The organism is Brevundimonas sp. FV1ye29L (assembly GCF_058681095.1).
On sequence record NZ_CM178730.1, the window covers coordinates 1,881,776 to 1,899,154 of the forward strand.

The 17,379-nt window shown below is 65.3% G+C and carries 16 protein-coding genes; 5 read left to right on the forward strand and 11 right to left on the reverse strand.

The features are described 5' to 3' along the window. Nucleotides 1–28: 28 nt before the first annotated feature. Together ACW17W_RS09220 and ACW17W_RS09225 are read right to left on the reverse strand one after the other, a co-directional pair. Nucleotides 29–1,051, reverse strand: coding sequence for a relaxase/mobilization nuclease domain-containing protein (locus ACW17W_RS09220; RefSeq protein ID WP_428062621.1), 1,023 nt, complete (start codon nt 1,049–1,051; stop codon nt 29–31). Further along, nucleotides 1,051–1,569 (reverse strand): MobC family plasmid mobilization relaxosome protein, encoded by a 519-nt coding sequence (locus ACW17W_RS09225; RefSeq protein ID WP_492076593.1) that lies wholly within the window; start codon nt 1,567–1,569, stop codon nt 1,051–1,053. The genes ACW17W_RS09220 and ACW17W_RS09225 overlap by 1 nt, the downstream gene beginning before the upstream one ends. A 293-nt stretch (nt 1,570–1,862) precedes the next feature. Here ACW17W_RS09225 and ACW17W_RS09230 point away from each other — a divergent pair, with 293 nt between their 5' ends. After that, nucleotides 1,863–2,297 (forward strand): hypothetical protein, encoded by a 435-nt coding sequence (locus ACW17W_RS09230; RefSeq protein ID WP_428062617.1) that lies wholly within the window; start codon nt 1,863–1,865, stop codon nt 2,295–2,297. Nucleotides 2,298–2,367: 70 nt separating this feature from the next. Here the strand turns inward: ACW17W_RS09230 and ACW17W_RS09235 are convergent, their stop codons facing one another. The 3 genes from ACW17W_RS09235 to ACW17W_RS09245 all read right to left on the reverse strand — a co-directional run bounded on the left by ACW17W_RS09235 (nt 2,368) and on the right by ACW17W_RS09245 (nt 4,542). Further along, complete coding sequence (locus tag ACW17W_RS09235) at nt 2,368–3,261, reverse strand: ArdC family protein (RefSeq protein WP_428062615.1); 894 nt, start codon at nt 3,259–3,261, stop codon at nt 2,368–2,370. Nucleotides 3,262–3,333: 72 nt separating this feature from the next. Further along, nucleotides 3,334–3,627, reverse strand: coding sequence for a DUF736 domain-containing protein (locus ACW17W_RS09240; RefSeq protein WP_228184609.1), 294 nt, complete (start codon nt 3,625–3,627; stop codon nt 3,334–3,336). 336 nt (nt 3,628–3,963) lie between these two features. Beyond that, nucleotides 3,964–4,542: an SOS response-associated peptidase family protein gene (locus tag ACW17W_RS09245; protein WP_428062612.1), complete on the reverse strand. Its 579-nt coding sequence runs from the start codon at nt 4,540–4,542 to the stop codon at nt 3,964–3,966. 149 nt (nt 4,543–4,691) lie between these two features. On the opposite strand from ACW17W_RS09245, the gene ACW17W_RS09250 reads away from it, so the two are divergent. Together ACW17W_RS09250 and ACW17W_RS09255 are read left to right on the forward strand one after the other, a co-directional pair. After that, nucleotides 4,692–5,450, forward strand: a complete 759-nt coding sequence (locus ACW17W_RS09250; protein ID WP_428062610.1) for an ImuA family protein — start codon at nt 4,692–4,694, stop codon at nt 5,448–5,450. Further along, nucleotides 5,365–6,885 carry a Y-family DNA polymerase gene (locus tag ACW17W_RS09255; protein ID WP_428062608.1) on the forward strand — a complete coding sequence of 507 codons (1,521 nt, stop codon included), beginning with the start codon at nt 5,365–5,367 and terminating at the stop codon, nt 6,883–6,885. Before ACW17W_RS09250 ends, ACW17W_RS09255 begins: the two co-directional genes overlap by 86 nt. An 11-nt stretch (nt 6,886–6,896) precedes the next feature. Here ACW17W_RS09255 and ACW17W_RS09260 read toward each other — a convergent pair whose 3' ends face one another. From ACW17W_RS09260 to ACW17W_RS09275, 4 genes are read right to left on the reverse strand one after another with little or no spacing between them, the layout of a single operon-like run. After that, a complete protein-coding gene (locus tag ACW17W_RS09260; RefSeq protein WP_428062606.1) occupies nt 6,897–7,475 on the reverse strand; it encodes a PIN domain-containing protein in 579 nt (192 codons plus the stop codon). Between the two features lie 10 nt (nt 7,476–7,485). Next, nucleotides 7,486–8,658 carry a helix-turn-helix domain-containing protein gene (locus tag ACW17W_RS09265; protein WP_428062604.1) on the reverse strand — a complete coding sequence of 391 codons (1,173 nt, stop codon included), beginning with the start codon at nt 8,656–8,658 and terminating at the stop codon, nt 7,486–7,488. Continuing rightward, the gene (locus ACW17W_RS09270) at nt 8,655–10,028 is read right to left on the reverse strand and encodes a 7-cyano-7-deazaguanine synthase (protein WP_492076594.1); all 1,374 of its coding nucleotides are present in this window, start codon (nt 10,026–10,028) and stop codon (nt 8,655–8,657) included. The genes ACW17W_RS09265 and ACW17W_RS09270 overlap by 4 nt, the downstream gene beginning before the upstream one ends. Continuing rightward, the gene (locus ACW17W_RS09275) at nt 10,025–10,588 is read right to left on the reverse strand and encodes a hypothetical protein (protein WP_428062600.1); all 564 of its coding nucleotides are present in this window, start codon (nt 10,586–10,588) and stop codon (nt 10,025–10,027) included. The genes ACW17W_RS09270 and ACW17W_RS09275 overlap by 4 nt, the downstream gene beginning before the upstream one ends. Nucleotides 10,589–10,714: 126 nt before the next feature. Between ACW17W_RS09275 and ACW17W_RS09280 the strand changes: the two genes are divergently transcribed. Next, the gene (locus ACW17W_RS09280; RefSeq protein ID WP_492076595.1) at nt 10,715–13,960 is read left to right on the forward strand and encodes an error-prone DNA polymerase; all 3,246 of its coding nucleotides are present in this window, start codon (nt 10,715–10,717) and stop codon (nt 13,958–13,960) included. Between the two features lie 182 nt (nt 13,961–14,142). Then, entirely contained in the window at nt 14,143–15,072 is a 930-nt protein-coding gene (locus ACW17W_RS09285; protein ID WP_492076596.1) for a S1 family peptidase, read from the forward strand. Here the strand turns inward: ACW17W_RS09285 and ACW17W_RS09290 are convergent. Both ACW17W_RS09290 and ACW17W_RS09295 read right to left on the reverse strand, forming a co-directional pair. Then, a complete protein-coding gene (locus ACW17W_RS09290) occupies nt 15,069–16,433 on the reverse strand; it encodes an AlbA family DNA-binding domain-containing protein (RefSeq protein WP_492076597.1) in 1,365 nt (454 codons plus the stop codon). The two genes, ACW17W_RS09285 and ACW17W_RS09290, sit on opposite strands and share 4 nt — an antisense overlap. Beyond that, the gene (locus ACW17W_RS09295; RefSeq protein WP_428062592.1) at nt 16,420–17,334 is read right to left on the reverse strand and encodes a HEPN domain-containing protein; all 915 of its coding nucleotides are present in this window, start codon (nt 17,332–17,334) and stop codon (nt 16,420–16,422) included. The genes ACW17W_RS09290 and ACW17W_RS09295 overlap by 14 nt, the downstream gene beginning before the upstream one ends. Nucleotides 17,335–17,379 lie beyond the last annotated feature (45 nt).

Below are 17,379 nucleotides of genomic sequence, written 5' to 3' on the forward strand. Positions count from 1 at the left end.
CACAGCCGGGCAACGCACCCGTTCACGGTCAGCGCCGACGAAGGGGCGCATCGGGCGAACGGTCGCGATCAGCCGCTGGTGTCGTTCGCTCCCTAACCCGGCTCACGATCTCCTCGGCGCGGGTCCGGACAGGCGGCATCGTCTTGACGAAGGTCTGAAGATCCTCGGCCAGCTTCCGGTCATCGCGACTGTCCGATCGTGAGAAGGCCAACGCCTGAGCCACGAAGTAACGCCGGATCGACGTCTGACGCGCGCGGCTGGCCTCGACCCATGGCGTCTCTCGAGCCTGGTCGAGCGCGTCTCGGACCGCCGCAACATCGACTTTCGGCGGGGGACCTCCCTGCCGGGAAAACCGGAAGCGGATACGATGGACGGGAGCGGTCTCGGCCTTCATGACGATCCCCCGCGCGCGACGCGGTGTCGCCTCGGCCTCCACCCCGCGATCCCGCAACGCAGCCGCAAAGGTCTGCCGCCAGCGCTCCAGATCCGCCTTGCGCGGGTTCAGCTTGTGGCCGTCATGACCAAGGGTCCGAACCGTCAGATGGACATGGGGATGCCGCTCGTCGGTATGGAACGCGAAGACATAAGGGTGGCTGTCGCCGAACGTCCGGCCGGCAAAAGCTCGCGACGCATCGTGCATGCGGAATGGATCCGTACCCGGCGGCATGCTGAGCACGATGGACAGGCTGACCGCGCTGTCCTTGCGACGGCGCGGATCCGCCTCGACCTCCGCCATCCAGTCCCCGACGAGCATCGCGACTTCGCCCCGGGACTGTATTCGCTCGCCGTCCGCCCCCTCGAGCGGAAGTTTTCCATTCCGGCCGATATAGGCGAGATGGTTTTTGAGGTGACCGCCGTCACGCGTCCGGCCCGTGATCTTGACCATCACTTCGGGCACCCGCCTGGCGATCCGGTCGAGCCGGGCGCGGGGCGCCATGTCGGGCCGGGACCGTGCGACCCGCCCCGGCGGATCGGTCAGGCGTGCGCGTCTTTGCCGGATTGGCGGACGCACCGCGTCCTCGAACCCTCGGACCTGGACGAAGTCCGCCATCAGCGGTCCGACCAATAGTCGAGGTTGCCCCTGAAAGCGTCCTGCACACCCACTAGATGGGCGCGGATCTCGGTGGCGAAGTCGGCGAGCTGGGCGACCTCCAGATCGAGCACCTTGCCTTCGAGTACTGCGGTGTTCAGAGCCCTGGCGATCTGGTTCACATTGACGCCGATACGCCGCAACTCGCGCTGGATGCCCACGAAGGCGATGGCCTCGGACGGCGAGAGCTGAGGCCGTTCATGAAGCCGTCGTCGGATCAACGCGACCGTCCACTGAGTGCGGGACAAGCCTGTGCGGGCCGCCTCGGCCTCCAGCAGCGCCATGTCGTCAGCGGTGAGGCGGAGAGACAGTTTGGCGTCGCGCGGGCTCACGAGCGGGGCGACAGGCTCTGGCAGAGCGCCTTGCGCTGCGCCTCCGATGAGGCCGCGCAGGAAGCGCGAGCGACCGCCTCGCCCGGCCGCCGCGGCGTCGAAGCGGCGGATCAGATCGGGCGGAAGGCGAACGGTGAGGCGGTCCATGAGCGGGGTGATCTGTCTGACATTGCCGGCGCAAAGCCTATCCTGCCCTAGACCATCACCTACCTCGCCCCGTAGGTCTCCGGTGCTGCCCGCCCTCCCCTCGGCGTCCGAAGCCGGCCGCTCGCCCGCCGCCCTGAAGGGCGCCCCAGCCGGACGGCGGGACGCGCGTTCCTGGCCAGTGTGCACCGCCTGTCGCTGATGCTTGGCCGATCCACCGCTTACCCCTAGCCTCGCCGTTCCACTGGAACGCCGTCGCTCCCGACGGCGCTCGAACTCATGATCCGGAGTATGCATTGGACCGAGATGAACTGGCGGCCCGCCTCGCGGCTGCTCTCCCGGGAACGCGACTTTCGAACATCGGCGACCAGACGCCGGGCTGGCGTCCGGAGCCGGGCCACTGTCACGAGAACGCTAGCCGTTGGGTCGAGGCTAACCCGACGTATGCGATCGTCCATGGCTGGCTCAATGCAAGGGGCGAGACCTTCGAGAAACGGCTGCGGTTTCACTCTCACTCGATCGTCCGAAGCGCGGGCGGGGAACTGCTCGACATCAGCCTGAGCGAAAGCGCTCCCAACTATGCGTTCATCCTCCACCCGTTCGATGACGATCATTTCCGACGCGAGATTATCGGGCGCATCCCGACGGTCGATCACCTCCTCGGTCCTGACCCGGTGATCCCTCCGGATTGGTACAGGGAAGATCCGAGCCTGGATAACCGGTTCCTCTGACCTCACCCTGCTCGCCTGTCGCGAGGCGGTTCAAGCCGAGGCGCGCCGCCAGGGCGGCGCGCCTCGACTCTCAAACGACAACGGGTTGCAATCCCTTGAGGTGATCGACGGCCTTTTGCGCGTGCGACGCCGCCGACACGACGAACCGCTTGTCGTCCTTCAAGACCTGGAGCCAGTTCGCAATGTAGGCGGCATGGTCGTCGCGGGGCTCGAGCTCCAGGCCGAGATCCGCGCAGAGGAAGGCAGCGCCGAGTTCGGCGACCAGCTCCTCGCGGGCGTAGCCGGGATCGCCGAACCGCTGGCGACCGAAGTCCCGGTCGAGGCGTGCCGGATGCCGCGTCCAGTGCGTCATTTCGTGCCCGAGAGTGCTGTAGTAGGCGTCGGCGCTCTCGAAGCACTCGAACGGCGGCATCTGCACATGGTCCGGGCCCGGCGCGTAGTAGGCAGCCCCGCCGCCGTGTCGGACATCGGCTCCGCAGTTCCGGAAGAAGCCGTCGATCCGGGCGATCCGTTCGTCCGGGTTGATGACGAGGGTCTCTGGCTCGCCGTAGCGGTCGGGCAGGCCCTCGATCTGATCGACGTTGAAGACGGTATAGGCTTTCAGGAATGGAATGCGGTGCTCGACATCGCCGTCAGCCTCGTCGGCCTCGGTCCTGACGAGCTGGTTGGCGTAGACCACCGTCGCGCCGCGTTCACCTTTGCGGACGTGAGCGCCCAGCGCCAGCGCTTGCCGGAAGGTCATCCAGGTGGACCGGGTGTAGCCTCGGTCGGCGGCCTCACCCCAGAGCAGGATGACGTTGATGCCGTTGTAGGGCGTCCCATCGTGGCGCAGAGGTCGGCTCACGGAGGCTGAATGTTTCCAGGGTTGGATCCAGGGACGAACCCCGGCTTCAAGCTGAGTGATGATCTGTTGGGTGATCCGGGCATGGATGTCCGGGCGTGCAGGATCGGCGGGGCGCGTCATGGCGGCCTCCTCGAAACGGATTGTGGGAAGAAGAAGCGGCGGCGCGGTTCCCGCGCCGCCGCGGCTCTTGGTTCAGCGGGACCAGATCAGGCTGTGTCCGCCCTCGACCTCCACCAAGGAGGCGTAGATCGGCGCCGGGAAGCTGGGATCGTCGAGCTTGACCGAGAGATATTCGCGGTTCTGCTGGCTAGTCTTCTTCCAGGCGGCGCCGAACTCCGTCTGGCCGGCGAAGATCCGGAAGTCGGGGGCCTTGTCGTCGCTCTTCTCGTTGGGCCGCAGGACCGCAGCCTTGACGTTGAGGGTGAGGGTCTTGATCGAACCGGTGTAGCCGTCGCCTTGAGCGGTGAAGGTGCCGATGGTGGCCATGTCAGTCTCTCCTTTGCTTCGGGCCACGCCTGCCGCGGCCTCGATGGCGATCGGCAGACCGAGGTTCGGGCGGCGCGCAGGGAGAGCGAAGCGAGCCCCCGCAGCGAAGCGAAGGACCGCGATGAGAGACTTTCTTGTTTCGCGAGGAAGGCCGTCAGGCCGGGGATGAAAGTCGCGGAAGCGGTTGCGCCAGCCGACCGGGCTTCGGTCAGATCCGCCTCATCGAGAGGCCGCGCCGGCTGGCGCGAAAAGGATGCGAGACGGTGGCCGCCGCCTCACCTCCTACACCGCAGGCAACGCACGAACGGTCGTGCACATCCCCTCGGTCGTCCAGGCTCAGGCCGCCACCGGGAAGACCTTCTCAACGTTAAGGCTCCCTGCGGGCAGGGCCCGCAGCAGTTCGGCTTCGGGTCGCTGAAGATTGAGCCAGGCCGCGCCATCCTCGGGCCGTAGAAGCACGATCTGACGGTCGTGATAGGGGCCGATATCCACTCCCGGCTCCGTGGTCAGCATGGCGAAGGCGCCATCCTTGATCAGTCCCGCCACCCAGAAGAGCCGCTGGCCGGAGAGGGTGAACCGCCACTTGGTCTTTCGCTTCTGTCCGGGCTCGGGGTCGGTGAATTCGAAGAAGCCGTCAGCCGGAATCAGGCACCGGTGCGATCCCTCGAAGGACCGCCCATCGGATCGGAAATTGAACACCGGCCGCCCGCCCGGCCCTTTCCAGGCCCAGGGCGTCATTACCGCTTCCGGTCCGGCCTTCCCCATATGAATGACCGGCGCCCGATCGCCGATCCGAACCGAGGCCATCGGGCCGAAGTTCGGCATGCCGCCAGGAAACGCCAGCCGGTCGCCGGTCACGTTGAACGCCGCGATGACGTCATCGAACGGCAGGACGAGTTGATACTCGTTGCACATGGTTGGGCCTCCAATGAACTCCCGACGAGGATTTCACGGGTCCGTCGTCTCCGCAAATCCGGGGATAAGGCTTCAAACGGATTGACTCTGGTGCCGCCTTAGAGCCAGAACGTTTCAAGAACATTTATCCCCTAGGGAGGATTTCGACCATGCAGGCCGTCTGCCCGGCCGACCTTGAAGACCTGCGCGCCCAGGTGCGCACCCTGGAGCAGACGGATCGAAAATCGGTCGGCGTGCTTCCCTTTGAGGTGGCTGCGCTGGACGCCGTCCTTCCGGGCGGGGGGCTCGCTCTGGGCGCATTGCACGAAGTGGCCGGCGGCGGAGACGACGCTGTGGGCGGCGCTGCGGCGGCGCTGTTCGCGGCGGGAATCGTCGCCCGCCTGCCCGGACAAGTGCTGTGGTGCATCACCCGACCGGACCTGTTCGCCCCCGCACTCAGCCACGCCGGGCTCAATCCAGATCGGGTCATCTATGTCGAGGCCGGGGACGAGAAGTCTTTGATGGCCTGTTTCGAAGAGGGTCTGCGACATGGCGGACTGGCCGGTGTCGTCTGCGAGACGTCGCGTCTGACCATGACCGCCTCCCGACGCCTTCAGCTCGCCGCCGAGGCGTCGGGGGTCGTCGGTGTGGCGGTCCGCCGATGGCGACGAGCGGCCGAGGCGGCCGACTTCGGCCAGCCGACTGCCGCCGCCACACGGTGGCGTGTCAGCGCCGAGCCGTCGGCTCCCTTGCCTGTTCCCGGCGTTGGCCGGGCGCGCTGGCGGATCGAACTCATGCGCTGCCGCGGCGCCGACGCGGCGGATTTCATTCTGGACGCTTGCGATGAGACGGGTCGTCTCGCTTTTCCTGCCAAACTGGTCCGTCGATCGGCTGCGCCGGCGACTGGGCGCCGGCGCGCCGCCGCTTGATCAGCCCCTCATCCTCACGGGCAGGATGGGTCGCAAGCGGGTCGTGACGGCCTGCAATGCCGCTGCCGCCGTATTCGGCGCGCGTGTCGGTATGGCCGCGACCCAGGCCCAGACGCTGATTCCGGGCCTGGACGTCAGAGCCGCCGACCCGAACGATGATACCGACGCCCTGGATCGCCTCGCCCTGTGGGCCATGCATCGATACGCGCCGATGTGTCAGGCTAATCCACCGGATGGCGTGGCGATCGACATCACCGGCGCCGCCCACCTTCAGGGGGGCGAGGTGTCGCTGTTGAGCGATCTGACAGCGCGGCTCCGAAGCGTGGGCATAGGCGGCCGAGGCGTCATCGGTCCCACCTTGGGCGCCGCCCATGCGGTCGCGCGCTTTCGCACCGACCAGACCATAATCGGAGACGACGGCATCGATGCGGCCCTCGCCCCCTTGCCGCTAGAAGCGCTGCGCCTCCCGGCGGACCTTCCTGCCGGCTTGAGGCGGATGGGGTTCGAGCGGATCGGCGACATCGCCCACCGGCCGCGCGCGCCGCTTCAACTGCGGTTCGGCGCGGCGCTTGGACGACGACTCGACCAGGCCTATGGCCGGTCAGGCGAGCCCTTAATCCCGGTCGAGGCACCCGAGACGCCTCGCGTCGAAAAAGTCTTTGCCGAGCCGATCGGAGCTCCTGAGACGCTGGCCCGCTACGCCGGCGCCCTCGCCGAGGCCCTGTGCGGACAGCTGGAAACGCGCGGGCTTGGCGCGCGCCGCCTCGACTGGCTTTGCTTCCGCGTCGACAACCGGATCGAGGCCGTTCGCATCGGCCTGGCCCAGCCGATCAGGGATGCACAACGGTTGGCACGGCTGCTGACCGACAAGATCGAGACCATCGAGCCCGGCTTCGGCATCGAGCGCATGACGCTCGCGGCCAGCGCGGCGGAACCCCTGAAATGGCGCCACGCCGCCGCCGGGCTGGGCGCGGAGGCCGCGCCGGACGTATCGATTCTGGTCGATACCCTGTCGAACCGCATCGGCGCCGAACGGCTTTACCGATTGGCCCCCGTGGAGAGCGACGTCCCCGAGCGATCGACCCGCAAGGTCGCGCCTATGGCGGCGCCGACCGGAACGGCCTGGACGCCGGACTGGCCGCGTCCGACGCGGCTATTCCGGAGACCCGAGCCGATCGAGACCATGGCGCTCTTGCCCGATAATCCGCCGACCCATTTTACTTGGCGCGGCGTCCGCCGTCGGGTCCGCCGGGCCGACGGCCCGGAACGGATCTTCGGCGAATGGGGACGCCGCGACGCCGAGATGTGGGCCGTCCGCGACTACTTCCAGGTCGAGGACGATGCTGGCGAACGCTTCTGGCTTTTCCGCGCGGGCGACGGCGAGGACGCCATGACGGGCTCGCAGGCCTGGTTCATCCACGGGCGGTTTGGCTGACCGCCCCGGCGTCAGCCCCCTGGCCGACGCAAACGCGCCGGCAAACTGTGGCAACTCATGGCGCGTTCAGCGCCCACCACCCGCACGATCTCTTCGGCATGGTGATCGGGCACACGCATCCGGGCGCCGGTCAGGGCTCCGAACAGCACATCGCCGAGGTCCTCGCCACAGGCGTTGCGAACCTCCGGCGAAAGAAGCAGGTCCACTGTGGACAGGACCTCAAGCGTTTCGAAACGCCGCGCGGCAATTTGGGTGGCCTTTCGTTCGTCGATCAACGCGCAGACGCCCAATCTGTGGGCGCAGGCCAGGGTCGCGGCCTCACCATCGTCTAGAGTTTCTGCTGCGGGGCCGCTTACCAGAGAGACGAACAGCGCCTCATCTTCCGCTGCGAGGGCTACCACGTCGGTCAGACCCATGTGCAGCAGCGCCGCCATTTCGTCGGCGGCCTGCCTTCCCTTAGAACGACCGCGCTCTAGTTCGGCGAGCGCCACGTCAGTGATGCGCAGCGGGACCGGCGTAGCGCGAAGAATGACATGCGCGCGCTCGGTGGCGATGAGATTGATCCAAACACTCGCGTCAGCGATCCTCATGCGGCTCGCCTCAAACCAAGAGCCGAGGCGAGTCGTCCCGTCCGACCTCCTCGTCCTCATAGGCATCGATCAAAGCCCGCACATCGACCCGATCGAGTTGAAGCAGTTGGGCGATCTGACCTTCGCTAAGCAGCGACTTGGCCCACGCCTCGCCCACCAGCAGGCCGACCCGCATTGACACGGGGCGAGCGGCGTCAGCACGTCCTTCATCGGGCGCAATCGCCTCCCCCAAGACTTGTCGCGCCTGTTGGTCGGTTATGCCGCCGTTGTTGACGAACCAGTCCCAGGTTCCCGGCTTGGTGAGTCCGATTTCCTCAAGCCGTCGAACCATCGCCTCGCGAGAGACTCCGAACAGATGGGCCATGACGATGACATGGCGCCGGGTGAGCTGGGTCGCGCCGACGGTGACAGAGTTGAACTGGGTCATCACGGCGCGCGCCGGAGTGAGCAAGGCCTTGGCGAATGCGATGGCGTAGCGCTCTTCGCGGCTAGTCTCCGGCGACCCAGCGTAGAGCGCGTCGGGGTGCTTGCGCGTCGAGACGAAGTGACCGAGCTCATGCGCGGCGGTCTGCGCTCGCCGATCCTTCGGATGCGACGCATTCAGCAGGATGCAGGCGCCGGCGACCTCGTCGAAGGCGTAGAGGCCAGAGATCTTTGCCGGCAGTCTGCGGGTGAAGATTCGGGCGCCCAGCTGGAATTCCAGAACCGAGACGATGTCTTGAACCGGTCCGCTCCCTATCCCGAGCCACTGGCGGAGCTCGCCTGCGTCCTGCTCCGCCTGAAGAACGACATTCCCCGGGGACAGAGGCCGTTCGGGCGGATCGTTACGAACACGCCGCACCCCCAGAAGAGCTTCAAGCTCAAGCTCGGCCTGGACCAGGGTGGTCAGCAACTCCACCGCCTCCTCAACCGCTGCATCGGGCTCGCCGGTGCGGCGGAAGCGTGGCTTGAGATCGATCTGCACTGCCTCTCGTCGAAGGAGCGCATTGACCGAAACATTATATACTGACGCGAACCGCTGCAGTTCATCAAGGCGGGGCCGGCGCTGTCCCTGCTCGATCGCGACGACAGTGGTCCGAGCAATCTGCAGGGCCTCAGCCGCGGCGGCCTGAGTCACGCGGGCCGCTTCCCGGGCGAGGCGCAGGCGCTCGCCCAACTCCTCCGGCGAGAGAGCGTCGGTCACGACCGCGCGCTTGCGAGCTGCGAGACGAATGAGCGCGGCCCGAGAAACTTCCTGAAAGCGCGCCATTCCTCGGCGTGCCGCTCCAACATCGAACGCAACTGCTCTTCCACTTCTACCCGGTCGGCACTCAACGCTTCGGCGGCGTCTCGCGCGGCGTGCCTCAGCTGGCGTGCGTGTAGAGGTGATTCCACGAGGTCCGCCAAGTGGTCCATGTGAAGTACACCTGCGACGGCATACGCCCTTAACGCTGGAGTGAGTTTGACGAAGCCGTCGACGACCCCGTCCTCATACTGCTCTGCCGAAAGGCGTTCCCAAACGTAGGCGCTGGCAGGCTCATCGATGCCCGCCGACAACATGCTGACCCGGCGCAACATACAGGCGGCGCAAACACCGCACTGACGCCGTTTGCCGTCAAATCCGGTCTGCCTCGACTGTTGCCAGCAGGACCGGGTGTCATTCCAGGTCGGTGGCTGACGCAGGGCGTTCGCGGCGCGAAGGGTTTCGCCCTTGGTGCTGAACAGCCGGGGATACTCATAGTGGACCGCCCGCCCGGTCAGAGCGAACAGAAGCCGCTCCATGCGGCGCGAGAAGGTCGGATGGACGCGATAGTCCGGGTAGATCTGGCCGCTGACGGCGAGCATTGGACCGAAGGCGCCCTGACCGCTCTCGGTCACCACGATCCTTTCCACCTTGGCCAGGATGGCGGCGATGCCGGTGACGGCCGCGAACTTGAAGCCGCGCGAACGCGCGGAGGTCTCGACCCTCTCGCTGGAGTTCACCTTATAAGGCACAACGGTGAAGGGCTGCCTTTTCTTCTTGCTGCGCGGTTGATCGACGCCGCCGGAGCCGAGGCGGACACGCACAAGGCCTGCTGCCCCCTCTTTCGCCGCCACGAGCGCATGCACAGCGCGGGAGTCCAGCCCGTCGCTGTAGGGCATGATGGTGGTGACGCCGCCCGCGAGATCGAGGGTGGAGTTCCGTCGCTCGACCGCCTTGCGGCGCGGCACGAAGGTAAAGCGCCAGACGTCGCCGGTCAGATATCCCAGAGCGTCCTCAAGCGCGGTCTTGACCGCCTCGCTGTTCCAGAGCGCAGGGTCGTGGACGGCGATGCGCAGGTCGAAGTGGCGGCCCCACTGGTGCAGAGGGCGTCGTTTGACGGCATCGCAGAACTCTGCGGCGCCGGCGACGACAAGCAGATCGATCAGGGTCGGATTCCAGTCAGCGAAGAAGTAACTCTCAAGCCCTTCGGTATCGAGCTCGATTACCTCGCCGATGACTGCGGCAGACGATTCGGCGCGCACGGCCACGCCCGGCTCAAGAACATCGACCAGGAAGGTCGGCTGTCCGCTGACGGTGTTGAGCGCAGTCACAGGGCGACTCCTTCATCCAGGCCGCTTCGGTCCGCTTTCGCGGTCAGGGCGCGACGCCCTGCGCCGCTCGCGAGCCCTGAAGCCAACTGCGCCAGGTCCCCCGAGGTGATCGCTGCCGCGAGGTGGTTGCGGAGACGTCCGGCGTCCGGCGAGCGTTCGCGGTGATAATGTTCTTCCATCTGGCGGGAGCCTCGGATCGCCCGGTCTTCGAGGAAGTGTTCGATGCTCTTTTCGTAGGCGGCGCCGCCGAGGTGGGCGTCCCGCGCCTGGTCCCGGGCATGGTCCGCCAGCAGCGCCTCCATGGGGTTAGCGGCTTGAGAACGCAGCCGCTCGGTCTCGGCAACCGCGATTTCGGAGAAGAGTCGTCCACGATCATCATCGCCGAGCGCGGCCTTCACCGCTTCGGCGAAGTCAGGACGGATAGCGTTCCACTCCTCGACCAACGCCGGGCGAAACGCCTCGGCGACCTCCGCGACCGTATGCGCGGCGTTCTCGGCGATCTTCGCCAAGGCTTTCCAAACCTTGCTCATATCGAGGGTGCGATAGGGACCATCACTCATTGGACACCTCCAGTAATAACACTGTCTCCCGAATCATCTGACATTGTCAACATAAGTTCGATGCAATTCTGACATTGTCAGACAGGAGGGTTTGACTGCGACCTTAATTCAGAACAAATACGGAACATGAATCCGGCATACGCTGAGCTCCAGTGCGCTTCCCAATTCTCCTTTCTGCGTGGAGCGAGCGGGTGTGATGAGCTTTTTGTTCAAGCCGCCGCGTGCGGTCTCGAGGCGCTTGCCATTACCGACCTGAACAGCGTCGCCGGCATTGTCCGAGCCCATGAAGCTGCGAAGGCTACCGGCGTTCGTCTGATTATCGGCTGTCGCGTGGAGCTCGTCGATGAAGCTGCCATTCTGGTCTATCCAACCGATCGGGCCGCCTACAGCCGGCTGTGTCGATTGCTCACCATTGGCAAGTCCCGGGCCGGCAAGGGCGCCTGTCATCTGGACTGGTCCGATCTGGCCGACCATGCCGAGGGCCTGATCGCCGTGCTCGTGACCGATCGCGCCGATGCGCGATGCCGCAAACGTCTCTCCGCCCTGTCCGGCATCTTCGGCGTTGACGCCTATTGCGCCCTGACGCTGCGCCGCCGGCCTCGCGATCAGATGCGGCTGCATCAGCTGTCCGAGCTGGCGATAGAACTCGGGGTCAAAACAGTCGTGACCAATGACGTTCTCTTCCATCATCCGGACCGCCGCATCCTGCAGGACATCGTGACCTGCATCCGCGAAGGCTGCACGATCGATGACGTCGGGTTTAAGCGCGAGCGGTCCGCCGACCGTTACCTGAAGCGAGCCGAAGAGATGCATCGGCTGTTCGCTCGCTATCCGGAGGCGCTCCAGCGAAGTCTGGATATAGCCGATCGGTGCCGGTTCAGCTTGGACGAACTGACCTATCAGTATCCAAAGGAAGCCGCCCTGCCCGGCCTGACGCCGCAGAAGGCGCTGGAGCAACTAACATGGGAGGGCGCGGCGGAGCGCTACCCCGAGGGCTTGCCGGACAAGGTGCGGGCCAGCCTTCGCCATGAGCTGACACTGATCGAGGCGCTGAGCTATGCGCCGTATTTCTTGACGGTGAACTCGATCGTCCGCTTCGCCAGAAGCCGGGACATCCTCTGTCAGGGGCGCGGGTCCGCCGCCAACTCGGCGGTCTGTTTCGTGCTCGGCATCACCTCCATCGATCCCGGCCGCAACGACCTGCTGTTCGAACGTTTCATCAGCCAGGAGCGTAAGGAGCCGCCGGATATCGATGTCGACTTCGAGCACGAGCGGCGCGAGGAGGTCATTCAGTGGATCTATGAGACCTACGGGCGGAACCGCGCGGCGCTATGCGCCACGGTGATCCGCTATAGGTCTCGCGGGGCCCTGCGCGACGTCGGCAAGGCCCTCGGCCTGTCCGAGGACCTGATCAAGACCCTGTCGTCCCAGGTCTGGAGCTACTCCAGCGAAGGGGTCGAAGATCGGCATGTCCAAGAGCTGAACCTCAATCTCCAGGACCGTCGCCTGAGGTTGGCGCTCGACCTGTCGCGCCAGCTGATCGGCTTTCCGCGTCACCTGAGCCAGCACCCCGGCGGGTTCGTGCTGACGGACGATCGGCTCGATGATCTCGTTCCCATCGAACCGGCGGCGATGAAGGATCGACAGGTCATCGAGTGGGACAAGGATGACATTGACGTTCTGAAGTTCATGAAGGTCGATGTTCTCGCACTCGGGATGCTGAGCTGCATGCGGCGCGGCCTGGACCTGCTGCGCGACCACAAGGGGATAGGGCTCGATCTGGCGACAATCCCGGCCGAGGACCCGAAGACCTACGCCATGATCCGCAAGGCGGACACGCTCGGGGTCTTCCAGATCGAGAGCCGGGCGCAAATGGCCATGCTCCCCCGGATCAAGCCGCGCACCTTCTATGACTTGGTGATCGAAGTGGCGATCGTTCGACCCGGCCCGATCCAGGGCGACATGGTCCATCCGTATCTGCGTCGGCGCGAGGGCAAGGAGCCTGTCGTCTATCCCAAGCCGGAACTGGAGAAGGTGCTCGGCAAGACGCTCGGCGTGCCCCTGTTTCAGGAGCAGGCGATGCGGGTTGCCATCGAATGCGCCGGCTTCACCGCGTCCGAGGCCGACCAGCTGCGCCGGGCCATGGCGACCTTCAAGTTCACCGGCGGGGTCAGCCACTTCAAGGACAAGCTGGTCGGCGGGATGGTCGAGCGCGGCTATACAGCCGAGTTCGCCGAAAAAACCTTCAGTCAGCTCGAGGGCTTCGGCTCCTACGGCTTCCCCGAGAGCCACGCGGCGTCCTTCGCCCTGATTGCCTACGCCTCGTCATGGCTCAAATGCCATCACCCGGACGTCTTCTGCGCCGCCCTGCTTAATGCCCAGCCTATGGGCTTCTACGCCCCGGCCCAGATTGTCCGTGACGCGCGAGAGCATGGCGTCGAGGTCCGCCCGGTCTGCGTCAACGCCAGCCGCTGGGACTGCACCCTAGAGCCCACGGATCGCGAAGACCGGTTCGCGGTGCGCCTCGGCCTGCGCATGGTGCGCGGTCTGGCGAACGCGGAGGCGGGCCGCCTCGTCGCTCACCGGTGCGAGAGCGTCTTCGCGACCGTCGAGGACCTCTGGCGACGCGCTTCCACGCCGGTGGGCGCCCTAACGCGACTGGCGGAAGCGGACGCTTTCCTGCCGGGCCTGGGCCTCCAAAGGCGTGAGGCCCTATGGGCGATCAAGGGCCTTCGCGACGACCCGTTGCCGCTGTTCGCGGTCGTTCAGGACGATGGAGAAACGACGCCCGAGGTTTCGGAAGCCGAACTCACATTACCGGGGATGCCGGCCGGCCAGGAGGTCGTGGAAGACTACAGCCACGTCGGCCTGACGCTGCGCGAGCATCCGGTCGCCTTCCTGCGCAACACTCTGCAGTCCCGCCATGTCATGACCTGCGCTGACGCCTCGGCGATGCGAGACCGGCGGCTGACGCGGGTCGCCGGCCTGGTCTTGGTCCGGCAAAAGCCCGGCTCGGCCAAGGGCGTGATGTTCATCACAATCGAGGACGAGACAGGGGTCGCCAATCTGGTGATCTGGCCGAGCCTTTACGAACAGCAGCGCCGGGTCGTGCTCAGCTCCAGCCTTCTCGTCGTCGACGGGAAGGTCCAGCGCGAGGGCGAGGTCGTCCACATCGTGGCGACCCGCCTTCATGACGGCTCCGACCTCCTGGCCTCGCTAGGCCAACGCGGTCCCTTCCCCCTGCCCCACGGCCGCGGCGACGAAGTCTATCGCGGTAGCGCGCCCGACGCCCGATCACCCAAGGTGCGGGACATCTACATCCCCGATCTGTCGCTGGAGGCGATCCGGGTGCGGACGCGGGATTTCCGCTAATATCCTCGAAGCGAGGCCCCCCGATGCCAGAGACCAACATCACCTTCTCAGCAGTTCCGATCCAGACCTGCGAGGCGCGCGTAGCGGGCGAGCGTCAACACCGTCTTGAGCCCAGATCTGGCGAGGGCATCGAGCGGTTCCTCGTGCAGGATCCGTTCGGCATCCGCCGGGCGATCCTGCCGATGTTCGCCGCCGACGAACAGGGACGGCTGCATGGTATGGGGACCGCGTTCGCCGCGGATCCCTGGGGCACATTCCTGACGGCCGATCACGTGGTCGACTTCATGAGAACCGGCCGCCCCAAGGCGGGCGAACAGTCTGACCTGGTCTATGAATTCCACGGGGGCCAGACGCTGGTCGCCATGCTGGGGATCGGAATGATCTTCGGCACCATCGGCATTCCGCAAGAGGCCTTGGCGCGGATTATCCAGACCTACACCCCCGGCATCGAGGTCGAGGATCCGATGGCCTTCACCGGGGGCGGCGTGACACGCAAACCGCTGGACCTGGCGGTGCTGCGCTCCGCCGAACGGCCCCCCGAAAAACTGATCGCCAATCTCCCCATCCGCCTTCGCCAGCCGGGACCCCGCATCGGAGATGTCGTGGTTGCTGTCGGATATCCGCAGATCGACACCTTCCATGGCGACGCCGAGCGGGCGAAGACCCGCGTCGCCGAAGGCATGTTCGCGGGCTACGGCGTCGTGAAAGCGCTCTACCCCCAGGGTCGTGATCGGGCCAATCCCACTCCGGTTTTCGAGGTGGGCGCCAACTGGCCATCCGGGATGAGCGGCGGCCCTGTCTTCAACATGGCTGGCGAGGTGATTGGCCTTGTCAGTCGGGGCTTGGAGCCGTCCGAAGGAGAGGCGGTCGGCACGGCCTGGGCGACGTGGTTCGAGGCGCTGCCTCGGCTCACCGAATGGATTCCGACCGTCGATCCCCTCATGCCCAACAACCGGCGCGGCTGGGGCGTCATCCGCCTCGCGCCTTGGTCGCTCGCCGGAGTCACCCCGGACGAGAATGAGGCCGATGCGATGCTCGCTCAGGCGAGTCCGGGTTTCGAAAAGCTCAAGGGATCCTGGGCCATCGGAACCGACGAGTTCATTTCAGGCTAGGACCGTTTGCGCCAAGTCGTGCTTTGTCCGGCGAACCATTCCGGGGTCAGAACGCGACCGATGCCGAAGGCCCGGGCGACAGGCCCCGCGAGTTCCGCGGCGACCTCGGTCCAGTTCGTTTCCAAGGCCCCGATCGTCGCGGCCGCCCGGGACTTGCGCACGTCGGTGGTCGCCGGGTGACCTTCCAGCATCCAGGGATAGCTGAAGTCTTGCAGGCTTCGGCCGGAGAGGCCGCGCCACTCACACCGGAAATGCACTTGGTTGGCGGAGCCAAATTCACGGGCAAGCAGGGACGCATGACGCACAAGCTCGGCGATGTTCATCGCCATCTGGTTGGGGCTGAAGGCAGTGCCCGGCGGAACCTGCTTCCACCAGTGGGTGTCCTCAATGTAGCCGCGATGGATACACGCCAGCCCGGTACCGGAGACCCGCCAAACGTCGGTCATGCCAACTTGGCTCGGCACCTCGACCATGTTCATCTCAAGGAACTCGACGTTCCCATCATCGAAATTCAGGTCGGTCTTGAAATGCGGGGCCAAGGGACCCGGGAAGACATGGAACATCCCCCAGCCGGTGTAGATTTCGCGGTCGAGCTCGAGGCCGACCCGCCTCATCATTTCAGGCAGATCATCGAGGCGCGGTAAGTCTCCTGTCGTCTCGATCGCATAGCTGAAGCGATAGTGAGCCGTAGCGACTTTGTCGCCAGGACGATGCGTCTCGACATCCTTGGCGTAAGCAGAGGCCGCAGCTGAGTCCCACAGGTCTAGCGTCGTTTGCAGAGATGGTGCTGAGATCGAGGCTTGGCCGCCCCCAAGCGCCAATTCAATAGCGCCCAAGATGCTCGACCGCTCTGTGGACACGCATCGCCTTATCAGTGGAGCCCACTCTGAAGGCGACGTAATCGGAGCGCTTTCGGGGCCGGGTTTGCGGATGTAGTAGGCACCGCAGCTGACGCCTTGCACCCTTCCTTTCTCGTCTTGTGGACCATCGGCGCGACAGCAAACTGGGGTCGCCCCATGGGATGGTATGGAGATGACCGCGTAGAGCAGCCCGGCCGCGTCCGACACTTCACGGACATCGCACTGAAACGGCGGGTCCAGATATGTCTTCACGACCCGGGAGATGTCGTCCCGGTTGGGCAGCGCCAGCCGAGGATGCTCGGGCTTGAGATCGTCATCGAAGCCGACGACAAGATATCCGCCCCCATGGTTAGCGAGCGCCGCCAAATGCTTCGCCAGCTTCGCACGCCCCAGCGTCGTCTCTAGATTGACCTTCGCCTTGTACTCGGTCCCAAGGTCTTCGTTCGGATCCACGATTAGGAGCCGAAGAGCGTCCGGCCCGCGCGGCTCAAATGTCGCCACGACCCGCCTCGTCGCGTAGATCGCGTAAACGGTCTTCGCACACGGCTATGGTCAACCCGCGCAAAATCTGGACCCGCTCGGTCAACCAGGTTAGCTCCTCGTCACTGATCTTGTAGTGTTCGGAGTAGCGCGCCTTCACGTAGGCCTCTCGTAGCAACTCAAAGCACCGGCGTTCGAACTTGGTCTCACGCGGCCAAGCTTCGGCGAGACGAGCGTCGATCGCTTCGGCCTTCTTGCGCAGGAAGGCGAGATTGTGAGCCTTGCCGCTGTAGAGCGTCACCACGAGCAGAATGCAGTGGTAAAGGTGCTCTGATGCCTGATGGAGATTGAAGGCCGCCAGGTTTGACTTGCCCCGCGTCACGCAGAACTCAGCGACTTCGGTGAAGTCTTGCGCGCTGACCATCCACTTGGAGAAGAATCCTTCGGCCTCCGCCAAGGCGGCTTTCGCCTTGATCGTTACCGGCTTGTGGAGTGTCACACCGGGCGTGTCGTACAGGATGACGCCGTCTCGCAGGATGTCGGCGAAGAAGTAGCGACCTCGATCGAGCTGATAGTTCACATCGTCCAAACTGTGGACGATTATGCTGACCGGCGTGCGGATTTCGCCCTCGCCCGGCATGGTCCGATTGTTGGCGTCGAACCAGAATTCGCCGTCTGTGAGATCCTCGTGATCCACGACGACCAACAGGTCGAAGTCTGAGAAGTAGCGGCCGACCGGGTCATGCACCCAGTCGCCGCGCGCATATGAGCCATAGAGGATGATCTTGAGGATCTTGCCGTTCTTCAAGCGGGCGGCGCGACGCGTCGAAATGGCCTCATCGAAAGACGCGCGGATCACATCGACGACGTGACGGAGTTCAGACTGCTTGGGCAGCGGGAGATGATCGAGCGTCTTTTTCACCGGGGGAGTCTCCCCGATGACCCCGTTGTGAGCAAGGCATGATTG

What these genes read in the sequence shown, in the direction of transcription:
- ACW17W_RS09255 (WP_428062608.1), top strand. Translation starts at nt 5,365, where the DNA reads ATGAGACGGGTCGTCTCGCTTTTCCTGCCAAACTGGTCCGTCGATCGG.
- ACW17W_RS09285 (WP_492076596.1), top strand. Translation starts at nt 14,143, where the DNA reads ATGTTCGCCGCCGACGAACAGGGACGGCTGCATGGTATGGGGACCGCG.
- ACW17W_RS09250 (WP_428062610.1), top strand. Translation starts at nt 4,692, where the DNA reads ATGCAGGCCGTCTGCCCGGCCGACCTTGAAGACCTGCGCGCCCAGGTG.
- ACW17W_RS09275 (WP_428062600.1), bottom strand. Translation starts at nt 10,588, where the DNA reads ATGAGTGATGGTCCCTATCGCACCCTCGATATGAGCAAGGTTTGGAAA.
- ACW17W_RS09235 (WP_428062615.1), bottom strand. Translation starts at nt 3,261, where the DNA reads ATGACGCGCCCCGCCGATCCTGCACGCCCGGACATCCATGCCCGGATC.
- ACW17W_RS09240 (WP_228184609.1), bottom strand. Translation starts at nt 3,627, where the DNA reads ATGGCCACCATCGGCACCTTCACCGCTCAAGGCGACGGCTACACCGGT.
- ACW17W_RS09260 (WP_428062606.1), bottom strand. Translation starts at nt 7,475, where the DNA reads ATGAGGATCGCTGACGCGAGTGTTTGGATCAATCTCATCGCCACCGAG.
- ACW17W_RS09225 (WP_492076593.1), bottom strand. Translation starts at nt 1,569, where the DNA reads ATGGACCGCCTCACCGTTCGCCTTCCGCCCGATCTGATCCGCCGCTTC.
- ACW17W_RS09245 (WP_428062612.1), bottom strand. Translation starts at nt 4,542, where the DNA reads ATGTGCAACGAGTATCAACTCGTCCTGCCGTTCGATGACGTCATCGCG.
- ACW17W_RS09280 (WP_492076595.1), top strand. Translation starts at nt 10,715, where the DNA reads ATGAATCCGGCATACGCTGAGCTCCAGTGCGCTTCCCAATTCTCCTTT.
- ACW17W_RS09220 (WP_428062621.1), bottom strand. Translation starts at nt 1,051, where the DNA reads ATGGCGGACTTCGTCCAGGTCCGAGGGTTCGAGGACGCGGTGCGTCCG.